The sequence below is a fragment of the Pseudazoarcus sp. NS34 genome (assembly GCF_059703725.1).
The window spans coordinates 576394-590260 of the sequence record NZ_BAAKIZ010000003.1 but is presented as its reverse complement, the minus strand read 5'-3'; the positions used below and the strand labels follow the sequence as shown (position 1 = coordinate 590260).

The window sequence follows — 13867 nt, the reverse complement described above, 5'->3', positions numbered from 1 at the left end:
GCTGCGCGTCGATTCGATATCGTCGCGCTGAGTTACCTCAGTCGTCGGCGTTTTCGGCGCGGTTTCAGGTCACCGGCGCTGGGTTGAACAGGGTCAGCGCGTTGGCCAGTTTCCACTTTTCGGCCCAGGTCCGGCGGCCGCTGGCGACTTCCAGCATGAAGTGGAAAAGCTCCCAGCCAGCCTCTTCGATGCTGATCTCGCCGTCGGCGATGCGCCCGGCGTTGATGTCCATCAGGTCGTGCCAGCGCCGCGCCAGGTCCGTGCGCGTGGCGACCTTGATGACCGGGCATTCGGCCAGGCCATACGGCGTGCCGCGGCCGGTCGTGAAGATGTGCAGGTTCATGCCGGCGGCGAGCTGCAGCGTGCCGCAGATGAAGTCGCTGGCCGGTGTGGCGGCGTAGATCAGGCCGCGCTGTCGCAGTTTCTCGCCCGGCGCCAGCACACCGCTGATCGGCGCCGTGCCGGACTTGATGATCGAGCCCATGGCCTTTTCGACAATGTTCGACAGGCCACCCTTCTTGTTGCCGGGTGTGGTGTTGGCGCTGCGGTCCACGCGGCCCTTGTCGAGATAGGCGTCGTACCAGGCCATCTCGCGGATCATCGCCTCGGCCACCTCGGCATTGACCGCACGCGAAGTGAGCTGGTCGATGCCGTCGCGCACCTCGGTGGTCTCCGAGAACATCACGCTGGCCCCGGCGCGCACCAGCAGGTCGGTGGCAAAGCCTACGGCCGGGTTGGCGGTGACGCCGGAGAACGCATCGCTGCCGCCGCACTGCACGCCGACCACCAGCTCGGAGGCCGGACAGGTCTCGCGACGGCGCGCGTTGAGGCGGCCGAGATGGTTCTCGGCGGTCTTGAGGATGCTGTCGACCATCGACATGAAGCCGACGTGATGCTCGCTCTGCAGGCACACCACGTCGAGCTCGGGGTTGGCGGTCAGGCCCACGTCGGCGATGTTGCGTTCGTCGAGGATGGCGATGCTGCCGGGCGGTAGCAGCCGCTCGGGCTGGAGCTTTTCACAGCCCAGACTGACCACCATCACTTCACCGCCGAAGTTGGGGTTGAGGCTGATGTTGCGCAGCGTGCGGATCGGGATGATCGCGTCCGGCGCGTCGATGGCCACGCCGCAGCCGTAGGTGTGTTCGAGCCCGACCACGTCGTCCACGTTTGGGTACTTCGGCAGCAGTTCGGCCTTGATGCGCTGCACGGCGAAATCCACGACGCCGGCCACGCACTGCACGGTGGTGGTGATGGCGAGGATGTTGCGCGTGCCCACCGAACCGTCCGGGTTGCGGTAGCCCTCGAAGGTGTAGCCCTCCAGCGGCGGCTGCGGCTCGGGCTTGTGGGTCGCGATCGGCAGGCCGTCCAGTTCGCGCGCGGCCGGCATGCGCAGCAGGCGCTCGTGCACCCAGCTGCCGGCGGCGATGGGCTGCAGCGCGTAGCCGATGGTGACGTTGTAGCGCAGCACCGGCGCGTCGGCGGGCAGGTCGGCGAGCGCCACCTTGTGCCCCTGCGGCACGTGCTCGCGCAGGGTCAGGCCGCTGGCCAGCACGCTGCCGGCCGGCAGGCCGCCGTCGTTGGCGACGATGGCCACGTTGTCGTCCGGATGCATGCTGATGACCAGCGGCGCGCGGGCGGTGGAAGGGTTTGCTGCACTCACGGGGTTCTCCTGCGACGGGGACGGCCCGTCACTTGCCTGTCAGGCTGGCGGCGGCCAGGCGCCGCGCCTTGCAGTGACTGTAGATCGAATAGCCTACCGACAGCGCGATCAGGCCCCACAGGAAGAGGGCGATCGGGCTCTTGGTGAAGAAGATGCTCAAGGTGCCGAAGGACTCCAGGCTCTTGACGAAATACACCTCGGCCGACGGCCCGAGGATGAAGCCGATGATGAAGGGCGCGATCTCCAGCCCGAGCTTGACGCCGACGAAGCCAACCAGGCCGAAGATCAGCAGCGTCCACACGTCGAACATGATGCCGCTGTTGATCGCATACGCACCGACCACGCACATCATGATGATGCCGGGATAGAGCAGGTACTTCGGCACGGTGATGACCTTGGCGATGTGGCGGATGGCGAACCACATCACCAGGAACATGACGAGGTTGGCGGCCACCAGGCCGATCATCATGACGTCCCAGGTGACCGGGTTTTCGCTGATGAACAGCGGGCCGACCTGGATGCCCTGCAGCGTGAAGGCACCGATCAGCACCGCCGTGGTGCTGTCACCCGGAATGCCCAGCGACAGCAGCGGCACCAGCGCGCCGCCGGTCAGACCGTTGTTGGACGATTCCGAGGCCACCACGCCGGGCGGGTGGCCGGTGCCGAATTTCTCGGTGTCGCGGGAGAAGTTCTTGGCCTGCGAATAGGCCAGCACCGAGGCGGCGCTGCCGCCCACGCCGGGCAGCATGCCGATGAAGGTGCCGATGGATGCGGAACGGAACAGGTTGGTGCCCTGACCCTTGAATACGCGCCACTGGAAGCGCTTGCCTGCCGCGAGCTTGACGCGTTCGGCGTGTTCGTCGCGCACGCCCTTTTGCGCTTCCTCGAAGATCACCGAGAGGCCGAACAGGCCGATCAGCAGCGGCAGCAGCGAGAAGCCGTTCTCCAGCCACGGCGACAGGGCCTCGGGGATGATGCGCAACTCGCCGTTGCCGCCGGCGCTCATGTTGTACACGCCGAACAGGCTCACATAGATACCCAGCACGCCGGAGAAGATGCCGACCAGCAGCGACTTGCTCAGCGAGGCGATGACCGTGAGCGCGAACAGGATGATCAGGAATTTCTCGACGTAGGAGAACTTGATGGCCCAGTCGGCCAGCGTCGGGGCAAACCAGAACAGCACGGCGGCACTGAATAGACCGCCGAACAGCGATGCGGCGATGCCGATCTTGAGCGCCTTTTCGGGCTCGCCGTTGAGCGTCATCGGATAGCCGTCGAAGGTCGTGGTGATCGACGAGGGCGTGCCGGGAATGTTGATCAGGATGGCCGGCACCAGACCGCCGGAAATGCCGCCCACGTACAGCCCGAGCAGCAGCGCCAGGCCGTGGTTGAGGTCCAGCGCGTAGGTCATCGGCAGGCACACGGCCACGGCCATGGTGGCGGTCATGCCCGGAATCGCGCCGAACAGGATGCCGATGATCGTGCCCAGCCCCACCAGCAGGAAGTAGGTGACGTCGAGCGAAGAGAGAATTGCGTCCATGACGGGTGTCCTCGCGCTTAGGGCAGCGTGATGCGGAAAAGGTGGGCGAACACGAGCCACACCAGCGTTGGTGTGATCAGCGCATTGAGTGCCATCAGCAGGGTCTTGCGGCGCGTGTTGTCATGCACGAACAGCCACGACAGCGCGAAACCGTACACATAGGAAGTCAGCAGAAAGCCAACGCCGACGTTGGGGTAGATCGATCCAACGGGCTCCATCGCGGCGAAATACACGGGCGTCAGCGCCAGGCAGCCGAACAGCCGGCGCCTGTCGATCTGCCAGCCGCGCATGCGCTCCCCCAGCGGGCTTTCGCGCCATTGCGCCAGCCAGCGTCGGCTGTGGGTCGCCACAATGGCCAGAGCCAGGGCGGCGAGCGTCCATTCGATGATGTTCGGGAACAGCAGATGCGACCGGTCGAAGTCGATCTGAACCTTCAGCAGGTCTGCGATGTTTTCCATTGCTTCGTCCGTCTCGGGGCGTGCGCGGATTGCGGTGCCGACCGGGCTGGCCGGCACCGCATGGTGCTTACTTGATCTTGTCGATCAGCGTTTTGGTTTCGTCAGACTTCTTCTTCAGATAGGCCTGCGCCTCGTCGGCCGGCATGAAGTTGGGAATGAAGAAGGATTTCTTCAGCGTCGCCTGGATCTCCGGAGAGGCATAGATCTCGGCCAGCGCCTTGTCCAGCTCGGCGACGGCCTTCGGATCGATGTCCTTGTTGTAAATCAGGAAGAACTCCTTGTCGAAGGCCCAGTCCTGCTTGCCGTCGAGCGTCACCGAAGAGGCCGGCGTGGCGTACTTGAGCAGTTGCTCGCGCGAAGTCTGGCCCATGCCTTCGGGGTTGGCTTGCTGCAGGGTCTTGTCGCGCGCCGTGATCCACACAAAGCGCATGGCCTTCTGGTCGTCGGCCGGCAGGCGGGTGTACTGCTCGTTGCCCTGCACCGAACCGTTGATGACGTCGGCGTTGCCGTCGAACAGCAGCTGGTTCTTGTCCGACTGCGAGCCGGTGTTGACCGCCACGACGTTGCCTTCCTTGCCCGGGAAACGCACGCTCACGGCGTTCTTGATGGCCGTGAAGCCCAGCGCCGACACGCCGCCCGGCTGAATGGCGACGCGCACGCGCTGGTCCTTGCCCGCTGCCTGGATGACGTCGTCGATGGTCTGATACGGCGACTTGGCCGGCACCAGGAAGGCATCACCCGGGTTGATCGCAACGGTAGGCCCGATGCGGTACTTCTCGAAGATGTCGAAGAAGCCGCGTACGCCGTAGTGGAAACCGGCGTAGGACTGATCGTGGAACAGCATGATGGTGCTGGCGTCCGCACCACTCTTGTCGATGGCCTGGAAGGCGGCCGTGGGGCCGACCGCGTCGACCTTGGCGTTGATGCCAAGCTTCTTGGACAGGGCCTCGGCCACGATGGCCGAGACCTGATAGGTGTCGCCCCCGGTGGAGGTCGAGCCGATGACGACGCGTACGTTGTTGGGCAGGGCACTGTCGGCCGCAAAGGCCGGTGCCGTGACGCCTGCGGCGAAGGCGGATGCCGCAAGACTCATTGCGATGGTCAGCTTTTTCATTGTTTGAAGTCTCCTCGTGATGCGTTGCTGCGCAAGTTGGCGGTAGGGAAGACGCCGCCGCTTCTTCGGGCGGGAGAGGCGTGACTGCTTTGGTCGCGCTTGCTCCCGTTCCTGAAAATCGCTTGATGCGTGTTCAGTAGCCGCCGGCCGTGGCGACCGCGCCGGGCATGCCCTCGCGCATGGCGCCGAGCACCTGCTGCGAGCCGGCCGCCATCAGGCGCGCGTCCGAGCCGATGGTGACGAACTGGTAGCCCTTCTCGATGCGCTTGAGCGCGGCGGCTGGCGCGCCGTTGTGGATGCCGGCGATCTTGCCGTGGGCCTTGGCGCGCGACAGGATGTAGTCGAAGGCCTCGGCGGCTTTCGGGTCGACGTCGTCGAAGGTGGGCGTGCAGCCCAGCGCCAGCGACAGGTCGGCCGGGCCGATGTAGATGGCTTCGAGCCCCTCGACCGAGAGGATGTCGTCGAGGTTGTCCAGTGCTTGCGCCGTTTCGATCATGGCGAAGGCCACCACCGTGTCGTTGGCGTGCTGCAGGTAATCCGCGCCGCCGTAGAGCAAGCCACGCACCGGGCCGAAGCTGCGTCTGCCGCGCGGCGCGTAGTTGGTCCAGGCCACCAGGTTCTCGGCGTCCTGGCGGGTATTCACCATCGGGCAGATCAGGCCGTAGGCGCCGGCATCGAGCGCCTTCATCAGAATGCCCGGCTCCAGCCAGGGCACGCGCACCACCGGCACGGTCGAGGTGGTCGAAATGGCCTGCAGCATGCCGACCATCGACTGATAGTCGATCAGGCCGTGCTGCAGGTCGATGGTCAGCGAATCCCAGCCCTGGTGGGCCATGGTTTCGGCCGAGAAGCCGTTCGGGATGGCCAGCCAGCCATTCACGGCGGCGCCGCCGGCCTTCCAGATGCTTCGCAGTTTGTTCTCGCGCATGATTCGGTGTCTCCGGGTTGCAGCGTTCGGGGTGGGGGTCAGCGCACCAGGCAGGGGCGCTTGTTGTTGAAGGTCCAGCCGGGGATCAGGAACTGCATCGCGACCGCGTCGTCGCGGGCGCCCAGGCCCATGTTGCGGTAGGCCTGATGCGCCTTTTCCAGTTCATCCAGGTCGATCTCGATGCCCAGGCCGGGCTGCTCCGGCACGCGCACCAGACCGTTCTCGATCTTCAGCGGCGCCTTGGTCAGGCGCTGGCCGTCCTGCCAGATCCAGTGCGTGTCGATGGCGGTGACCTTGCCGGGCGCGGCGGCCGCGACGTGCGTGAACATCGCCAGCGAGATGTCGAAGTGGTTGTTCGAGTGCGAGCCCCAGGTCAGGCCGAACATCTGGCACAGCTGGGCCACCCGCACCGAGCCCTGCATGGTCCAGAAGTGCGGGTCGGCGAGCGGGATGTCGACCGACTGCAGCTGGATCGAGTGGGCCATCTGGCGCCAGTCGGTGGCGACCATGTTGGTAGCGGTGGGCAGGCCGGTGGCGCGGCGGAATTCGGCCATCACCTCGCGGCCCGAGAAGCCTTCCTCGGCGCCGCAGGGGTCTTCGGCGTAAGCCATCACGCCATGCAGGTCGCGGCACAGACGCACGGCGTCTTTCAGCAGCCAGCCGCCGTTGGGGTCGAGCGTGACGCGCGCCTCGGGGAAGCGTGCGTGCAGCGCGCGGATGGCCTCAACCTCCGCCTCACCGGCCAGCACGCCGCCCTTGAGCTTGAAATCGTTGAAGCCGTAGCGCTCGTGCGCGGCCTCGGCCAGGCGCACCACGCTCTCGGGAGTGAGCGCTTCTTCGTTGCGCAGGCGGAACCAGGCGTTGTCGGCGTTCGCTTCCGAGCGGTAGTCCAGCGTGGTCTTGTTGCGGTCGCCGATGAAGAACAGATAACCGAGCATCTCCACCGCGTCGCGCTGCTGGCCTTCGCCGAGCAGGGCCGCCACCGGCACGTTCATGAACTGGCCGAGCAGGTCGAGCAGGGCGGATTCGACCGCCGTCACGGCGTGAATGGTGGTGCGCAGGTCGAAGGTCTGCAGGCCGCGGCCACCGGCGTCGCGGTCGGCAAACGCCGTGCGCATGGCGTTGAGCACGGCGTTGTAGTCCCCCAGCGTCTTGCCGACGATGAGCGGACGCGCGTCTTCGATGGTCTTGCGGATGGCTTCGCCGCCGGGCACTTCGCCCAGGCCGGTGTTGCCGGCGCTGTCGGTGAGCAGCACGACGTTGCGCGTGAACCACGGGCCGTGCGCGCCGCTCAGGTTGAGCAGCATGCTGTCCTGCCCGGCGACCGGGATGACGCGCAGCTCGGTGATGCTCGGTGTGCCGGAGATTCGAGTGTTCATGGGCGATGTCTGAAAAGTGGGTACGACGCGGACAGGCAGCAGGGCGCCGTCACGCGCAGGCGGGAGACGGAGTGGCGACGCAGGCAGGGAATGCAGGCCGGCTGGCAGGGCGGGGCGCGTGCGACGCGGCCGCCCACGCATGGCGTGTGCAGAGGTGATGCATGGCTGTCTCCTGGTGTTCTGGCGTCGGGCCCGTTGCCGGGTATGACGCTCTCTTGTAAGGAGCAATCCTCGGATCAGATCAATTCAAGAGCAAATCAACTGATGACTGGAAGAATTCAAGTATTGAATTGATGGCCGGCTTCAGCGGCCGATGAACTGCGGCAGGACGAGCGTCTTGAAGATGCCGAGAATGGGGTTCTCGTTGTCCGTGCGCCAGGAACAGACCGTTTCCACCGGGCGGGCCGGCACGGTTTTCAGGCGGCGCAGCACGGTGCCCTCGAACTGCAGCCGCGTGGCGGCTTCCGGGATGACCGCGGCGCCGACGCCGGAGCGCACCAGGGCCAGCATGGTATGGATCTGGGCGACATATTCGATGATGTCGGGCACCACGCCCTGCCGGTCGAACAGACTCTTCAGCAGGTTGTAGAAGTATTGCGCCTCGTAGGGCGAGTACATCAGGAACGCCCGGCCGCTGAGGTCGGCCGGCACCGGCTGCTCCGGCCAGTTGGCCGCTTCCCGCTCGGGAATGGCGAGCACCAGCCCGTCGCGCGCCAGCGCCACCGTATCGAGTTCGCCGTGTTCCGCATGCGGGCGCAGCAGCCCGACATCGAGCTGGCCGGCGTCGAGCGCGTCGAGCTGGCTGCGGCTGACCAGTTCCTTGAGGGTCAGCGAGATACCCGGCGAGAGCTCACGCAGATGGCGCACCACCTGCGGCAGCAGGCTGTAGCCGGAGGCGGCCGTGAAGCCGATGGACAGCGTTCCCAGCTCGCCCTTGGCGACGCGGCGGGCTGTCGCGGCAGCCTCTTCGGCCATGCGCAGGATGCGTGCCGCGTCGGGCAGAAAGGCCCGGCCCGCGGCGGTGAGCCGCACGTTGCGGCTGGTACGTTCCAGCAACTGCGTGCCGACGTGATGTTCCAGCAGCCGGATCTGGCGACTCAGTGGCGGCTGCGTCATGTTCAGGCGCTCGGCCGCACGGCTGAAATGCAGCTCTTCGGCGACGGCGACGAAGCAGCGCAGCTGACTGATCTCGAACATGGGCGACCGCCTTGCGGTTTGGGCGCCCCATTGTTGGAGCGATTCGGCGTGCATGCAACCGCAGCGTCTCAGATAGCCGGCGTGAGGAGCTTGCCGGTCTCGAAGAAGGCCTTCAGGTTGGCCAGCACCAGGTCTTCCATGGCGGTGCGTGTCTCGACCGTGCCGCTGCCCACGTGCGGCAGCAGCACAACGTTGTCGAGCGTGAGCAGCGCCTCGGGTACTTGTGGCTCATCGGCAAAAACGTCCAGACCGGCGCCGGCGATGTTGCCTTCCGTCAGCGCGTCGACCAGAGCGGGCTGATCCACCACGCTGCCGCGCGCGACGTTGATCAGAAAGCCGTCCGGGCCGAGTGCCTGCAGCACCTCGCGTGAGATGAGGTGGTGCGTCGATGCGCCACCGGCCACCGTCACGATCAGAAAGTCCGCCCACTGCGCCAGTGCCGCAAGCGAGGGCTCGAAGGCATGCGGCGCATCCGCGACCGGCTTGCGGTTGTGATAGCGCACTTCCATGTCGAAGCCGGTCGAGCGCTTCGCAATCGCGCGGCCGATCTGTCCCAGACCGACGATGCCCAGCCGTTTGCCGCTGACACGGCGGGTCATCGGGTACTTCTCGTCGAGCCAGCGCCCATCCCGCACGAAGCGGTCGGCCGCCGACAGGCGGCGCGCCACATCCAGCACCAGCCCGAAGGCCAGGTCGGCAACGCAGTCGGTCAGCACGCCGAAGGTGCCGCTGACGGCGATGCCGCGCTGGCGGGCTGCCGCCAGGTCGATCCTGTCGAGCCCCACGCCGCGGCAGGAAATCACCTTGAGCGCCGGCAGCGCCGCGATCAGCTCGGTCGAAGCGCCGACCGGCGCGGAGGTTGCCACGCCGGCGAAGCGTGCGCCGTGCTCGCGCAGGTAGCCGGCGGGGTCGGTTTCCTGCCACAGCGGGTGGATGTGGAAGTGGGTATTCAGGTCCGCATCAAGCTTTGGCGAGAGCGGACCGGTCTGCAGTACGTGTGGGGTCATCGGGTTCAGTCGCTAGTGGTCTGTGAGGCCGGAGTCTCGATGAAGGCGGGCTGCGAAATGCAATCCGTGACAGGCCAGACGCGCAGAAGCATACGGCCACATGCGCGGGCTGAAAATTTCATTTGGTCCGCGACTTGAATTCGCAACACCTCGTCCCTATTATTAGCACTCGCTGGTGATGAGTGCTAACAGTCGCCAGCCGCCGGATTTCCGGTGTTTCGATTTCTGAGCGGGCCATGTGGCCCGCGTTGCTTGAACCCGTACAGGAGTAGAACGATGAAAATCCGTCCCTTGCATGACCGTGTGATCGTCAAGCGCCTCGAAGCCGAGCGCAAGACCGCCAGCGGCATCGTGATTCCCGATTCCGCCGGTGAGAAGCCGGACCAGGGCGAGGTCGTTGCCGTCGGTAACGGCAAGATCCTGGAAGACGGCAGCGTGCGTGCCATGGCCGTGAAGGCTGGCGACAAGGTGCTGTTCGGCAAGTACGCCGGCCAGACCGTGAAGGTCGATGGCGACGAGCTGCTCGTCATGCGCGAGGAAGACATCATGGGCGTGGTCGAGGGCTAAGCCTCTCTCGCGTCCTGTTACTCAAACGAATTCAAGGAGTTAGTTCACATGGCAGCTAAAGAAGTCAAATTTGGTGATTCCGCGCGCGATCGTATGGTCGCCGGCGTCAACATCCTCGCCAACGCCGTCAAGGTCACCCTCGGCCCGAAAGGCCGCAACGTCGTGCTCGAGCGCAGCTACGGCGCGCCGACCGTCACCAAGGACGGTGTTTCGGTCGCCAAGGAAATCGAACTGAAGGACAAGTTCGAGAACATGGGCGCGCAGATGGTCAAGGAAGTTGCTTCCAAGACCTCCGACATCGCCGGTGACGGCACCACCACCGCCACCGTGCTGGCCCAGTCGATCGTGCGCGAAGGCATGAAGTACGTTGCCGCCGGCATGAACCCGATGGACCTCAAGCGCGGCATCGACAAGGCCGTGATCGCCACCTGCGAAGCGCTGGCCAAGCTGTCCAAGCCGTGCTCCACGGCCAAGGAAATCGCCCAGGTCGGTTCCATTTCCGCCAACTCCGACAGCGACATCGGCCAGATCATTGCCGATGCCATGGAAAAGGTCGGCAAGGAAGGCGTCATCACCGTTGAAGACGGCAAGTCGCTGAACAACGAACTCGACGTCGTTGAAGGCATGCAGTTCGACCGTGGCTACCTGAGCCCGTACTTCATCAACAATCCGGACCGCCAGATGGTTGTTCTGGAAAACCCGTTCGTGCTGCTGTTCGACAAGAAGATCTCGAACATCCGTGATCTGCTGCCGGTACTCGAGCAGGTTGCCAAGGCCGGCCGTCCGCTGCTGATCATCGCCGAAGACGTCGAAGGCGAAGCGCTGGCCACCCTGGTGGTGAACAACATTCGCGGCATCCTCAAGACCTGCGCCGTCAAGGCTCCGGGCTTCGGCGACCGTCGCAAGGCCATGCTGGAAGACATCGCCATCCTGACCGGTGGCCAGGTCATCGCCGAAGAAGTCGGCCTGACGCTGGAAAACGCCACGCTGGAGCAACTCGGCCAGGCTGCGCGTATCGAAGTCGCCAAGGACAACACCACCATCATCGACGGCGCTGGTTCGGGTGACGGCATTGAAGGCCGCGTCAAGCAGATCCGTGCCCAGATCGAGGAAGCCACCTCGGACTACGACCGCGAGAAGCTGCAGGAACGCGTCGCCAAGCTGGCTGGCGGTGTGGCCGTGATCAAGGTGGGTGCGGCTACCGAAATGGAAATGAAAGAGAAGAAGGCTCGCGTCGAAGACGCCCTGCACGCTACCCGCGCTGCAGTGGAAGAAGGCATTGTCCCGGGCGGCGGCGTTTCGCTGCTGCGCGCACGCTCCATGCTGGGCGAGCTCAAGGGTGCCAACCACGATCAGGACGCTGGCATCAAGATCGTGCTGCGCGCACTCGAGCAGCCGCTGCGCGAGATCGTTGCCAACGCCGGTGACGAGCCCTCCGTGGTCGTCAATGCCGTCGTCAATGGCACGGGCAACTTCGGCTACAACGCTGCTACCGGCGAGTACGGCGACATGGTCGAGATGGGCGTGCTGGACCCGACCAAGGTCGAGCGCACCGCGCTGCAGAACGCGGCTTCCGTCGCGGCTCTGATGCTCACCACCGATTGCATGATCGGTGAGATCGCCGAAGACAAGCCCGCCATGCCGGATATGGGTGGCATGGGTGGCATGGGTGGTATGGGCGGCATGATGTAATTTGCCCTGCATTCGCAGTGCCCGAAAAGCCCCGCGCAAGCGGGGCTTTTCTTTTGTGTCGCGCATGTGCAATGGGCGTGCCGGCATGCTCGACTGTTGCCGTGCAATCGGTGAAGATGCTCGCCTGACTGCACCGAGAGGGTTCCATGCGCATCCTGCTTGCCGAAGACGACCACGTCATTGCCGACGGCCTGTCCCGCACCCTGGGGCGCGGCGGTTACGCCGTCGATCACGTTGCGAACGGACTGGACGCCGACACCGCGCTGGCCTCGCAATCGTATGACCTGCTGATCCTCGATCTGGGGCTGCCCAAACTGCCCGGCCTCGATGTGCTCAAACGCCTGCGGGCGCGCAAGTCGGCCACGCCGGTGCTGATCCTCACCGCGCAGGATGGCGTGGATGACCGCGTTGCCGGGCTCGATGCCGGTGCCGACGACTACCTCACCAAACCCTTTGCCCTGCCCGAGCTCGAAGCGCGCGTGCGCGCGCTGACGCGGCGCGGCACCGGCCAGCCGCGGCGCATCGGCTTCGGCCAGCTCGAATACGATCAGGCCGACCGCGTGGTGCGTATCCACGGTGAAGTGGTGGAGTTCTCCGCGCGCGAAGTCGGTCTGCTCGAAGTCTTCATCCTCAAGGCCGGGCGCCTGGTCAGCAAGGATCAACTCGTCGACCACCTGTGCGGCTGGGGCGATGAAGTCTCCAACAACGCCATCGAGGTCTACGTGCACCGCCTGCGCAAGAAGCTCGAAGACACCGATCTGCGCATCGTGACCGTTCGCGGCCTTGGCTACTGTCTGGAGCACAAGGATGAGGCTGCGGCGCAGAAGGCCTAAGCAGGCCTCGGCTACGGCCAAGCAGCAACCGCCCAATTCGCTGTTCGGCGAGATACTCGATTGGCTGCTCGCACCGCTGCTGGTGCTGTGGCCGATCTCGATCATCTTCACGCACAACGTTGCCGACAACATTGCCAACCAGCCCTACGACCTGGTGCTGGCCGACAACGTGCGTGCGCTCACCAGGCTGGTGCAGGTCATCGACGGCGTGGTGTGGGTGGATTTTCCCGCTTCGCCGCGCGTGCTGTTCCGCTCCGATCGGGACGACGTCTTCTACTACCAGGTGGCCGTTTCCGGCGGTGAGTTGGCCAACGGCGACCGCGAGCTGCCGCAGGCCGCGCCGCCGCTGGAAATCATTCCCGAAACCGTGCTGTTCCGTGACGAATACGTGCACGGCGAGCAGGTGCGCGTGGCCTATCAGTTCCTTCAGCCCACGCGGCCGGAAGAGCCGCTGGTGCTGGTGCAGGTGGCTGAGACGCTCAACAAGCGCAGCAATCTCGCTTCGCGCGTGGTCACCGAAGTGCTGTTTCCGCAGTTCGCCATCATTCCGCTGGCGGTGGTGCTGGTGTGGGTCGGCCTGTCGCGCGGCATTGCGCCGCTCAACCGTCTGCAGGAACGCATTGCGCGGCGCAGGCCAACCGACCTGTCACCGATCGAGCCGTCCAGCGTGCCGGAAGAGGCTCGGCCGCTGATCATTGCCTTCAACGACATGATGGCGCGGCTCGATGCCAACATGCAGGCCCAGCAGCGCTTCATTGCCGATGCTGCGCATCAGATGCGCACGCCACTCACCGGCCTCAAGACGCAGACCGAGTTCGCCCAGGACGAAACCGACCCCGAGCAGTTGCGCCGCTCCCTCGACCACATCGCCGCCAGCGCTGAGCGCGCCACCCACCTCATCAACCAGCTGCTGCTGCTGGCGCGCGCCGAGGCCGGCTCGGAGCGCGTCTATTCCATGCAACCGGTGGATCTCGATGCTGTCGTGCGCGACGTGGCCGGCGAACTCTTCCCGCGCGCACTGGCCAAGCACATCGACTTCGGCGTGGAGGGCGAAGCCGGCACCGCGCTGGTCGAAGGCAACATCGTGCTGTTGCGCGAGATGTTCAAGAACCTCATCGACAACGCCATCAAATACACCCCGCGCGGCGGCAGCGTCACCGCGCGCATATTGAGCGAGGGCGGTGTGCCGGTGGTCGAGGTGGAAGACTCCGGCATCGGCATCCCCGAAGACGACCGCGGCCGCGTCTTCGAGCGCTTCTACCGCGTGCTCGACAGCGGCGAAGACGGCTCCGGCCTCGGCCTGCCCATCGTGCGTGAAATCGCTGACCTGCACGGCGCCACCGTGCGCCTCGAAGACGTCCCCGAAGGGCAGGGCACACTGGCCCGCGTCAGCTTCGTACACCCCGGCCTGCGCCATGCTCCGACCCACCCGAATTCTCGTGGTGGATGGTTCTGAGGCAATTGACGAATGGCTCGATTGGGCTATAATGCG

At 65.3% G+C, this 13867-nt stretch carries 12 protein-coding genes; 4 read left to right on the top strand and 8 right to left on the bottom strand.

Features of this window, described 5'->3' with window-relative positions:
- Nucleotides 1–64: 64 nt before the first annotated feature.
- The 8 genes from garD to AC6H0N_RS12830 form a co-directional block, all read right to left on the bottom strand.
- Nucleotides 65–1660, bottom strand: coding sequence for a galactarate dehydratase (garD, locus tag AC6H0N_RS12865; protein WP_497574510.1), 1596 nt, complete (start codon nt 1658–1660; stop codon nt 65–67).
- 28 nt (nt 1661–1688) lie between these two features.
- On the bottom strand, nt 1689–3200 hold the full coding sequence (locus AC6H0N_RS12860; protein ID WP_497574509.1) for a tripartite tricarboxylate transporter permease: 1512 nt from the start codon (nt 3198–3200) through the stop codon (nt 1689–1691).
- 17 nt (nt 3201–3217) lie between these two features.
- The gene (locus AC6H0N_RS12855) at nt 3218–3658 is read right to left on the bottom strand and encodes a tripartite tricarboxylate transporter TctB family protein (RefSeq protein ID WP_497574508.1); all 441 of its coding nucleotides are present in this window, start codon (nt 3656–3658) and stop codon (nt 3218–3220) included.
- 67 nt (nt 3659–3725) lie between these two features.
- Nucleotides 3726–4772, bottom strand: coding sequence for a type 2 periplasmic-binding domain-containing protein (locus tag AC6H0N_RS12850; protein WP_497574507.1), 1047 nt, complete (start codon nt 4770–4772; stop codon nt 3726–3728).
- 133 nt (nt 4773–4905) lie between these two features.
- Nucleotides 4906–5700 (bottom strand): HpcH/HpaI aldolase family protein, encoded by a 795-nt coding sequence (locus AC6H0N_RS12845; RefSeq protein ID WP_497574506.1) that lies wholly within the window; start codon nt 5698–5700, stop codon nt 4906–4908.
- Between the two features lie 38 nt (nt 5701–5738).
- The gene (gudD, locus tag AC6H0N_RS12840; protein ID WP_497574505.1) at nt 5739–7079 is read right to left on the bottom strand and encodes a glucarate dehydratase; all 1341 of its coding nucleotides are present in this window, start codon (nt 7077–7079) and stop codon (nt 5739–5741) included.
- A 303-nt stretch (nt 7080–7382) separates the two neighbouring features.
- Nucleotides 7383–8276, bottom strand: coding sequence for a LysR family transcriptional regulator (locus tag AC6H0N_RS12835; RefSeq protein ID WP_497574504.1), 894 nt, complete (start codon nt 8274–8276; stop codon nt 7383–7385).
- Nucleotides 8277–8344: 68 nt separating this feature from the next.
- Nucleotides 8345–9283 (bottom strand): 2-hydroxyacid dehydrogenase, encoded by a 939-nt coding sequence (locus AC6H0N_RS12830; protein WP_497574503.1) that lies wholly within the window; start codon nt 9281–9283, stop codon nt 8345–8347.
- A 276-nt stretch (nt 9284–9559) separates the two neighbouring features.
- On the opposite strand from AC6H0N_RS12830, the gene groES reads away from it, so the two are divergent.
- The 4 genes from groES to AC6H0N_RS12810 all read left to right on the top strand — a co-directional run bounded on the left by groES (nt 9560) and on the right by AC6H0N_RS12810 (nt 13831).
- Nucleotides 9560–9850, top strand: coding sequence for a co-chaperone GroES (gene groES, locus AC6H0N_RS12825; RefSeq protein WP_497574502.1), 291 nt, complete (start codon nt 9560–9562; stop codon nt 9848–9850).
- A 48-nt stretch (nt 9851–9898) separates the two neighbouring features.
- On the top strand, nt 9899–11542 hold the full coding sequence (gene groL / locus AC6H0N_RS12820; RefSeq protein ID WP_497574501.1) for a chaperonin GroEL: 1644 nt from the start codon (nt 9899–9901) through the stop codon (nt 11540–11542).
- A 146-nt stretch (nt 11543–11688) separates the two neighbouring features.
- Entirely contained in the window at nt 11689–12375 is a 687-nt protein-coding gene (locus AC6H0N_RS12815; protein ID WP_497574500.1) for a response regulator transcription factor, read from the top strand.
- Complete coding sequence (locus tag AC6H0N_RS12810; RefSeq protein WP_497574499.1) at nt 12350–13831, top strand: sensor histidine kinase; 1482 nt, start codon at nt 12350–12352, stop codon at nt 13829–13831. Before AC6H0N_RS12815 ends, AC6H0N_RS12810 begins: the two co-directional genes overlap by 26 nt.
- Nucleotides 13832–13867 lie beyond the last annotated feature (36 nt).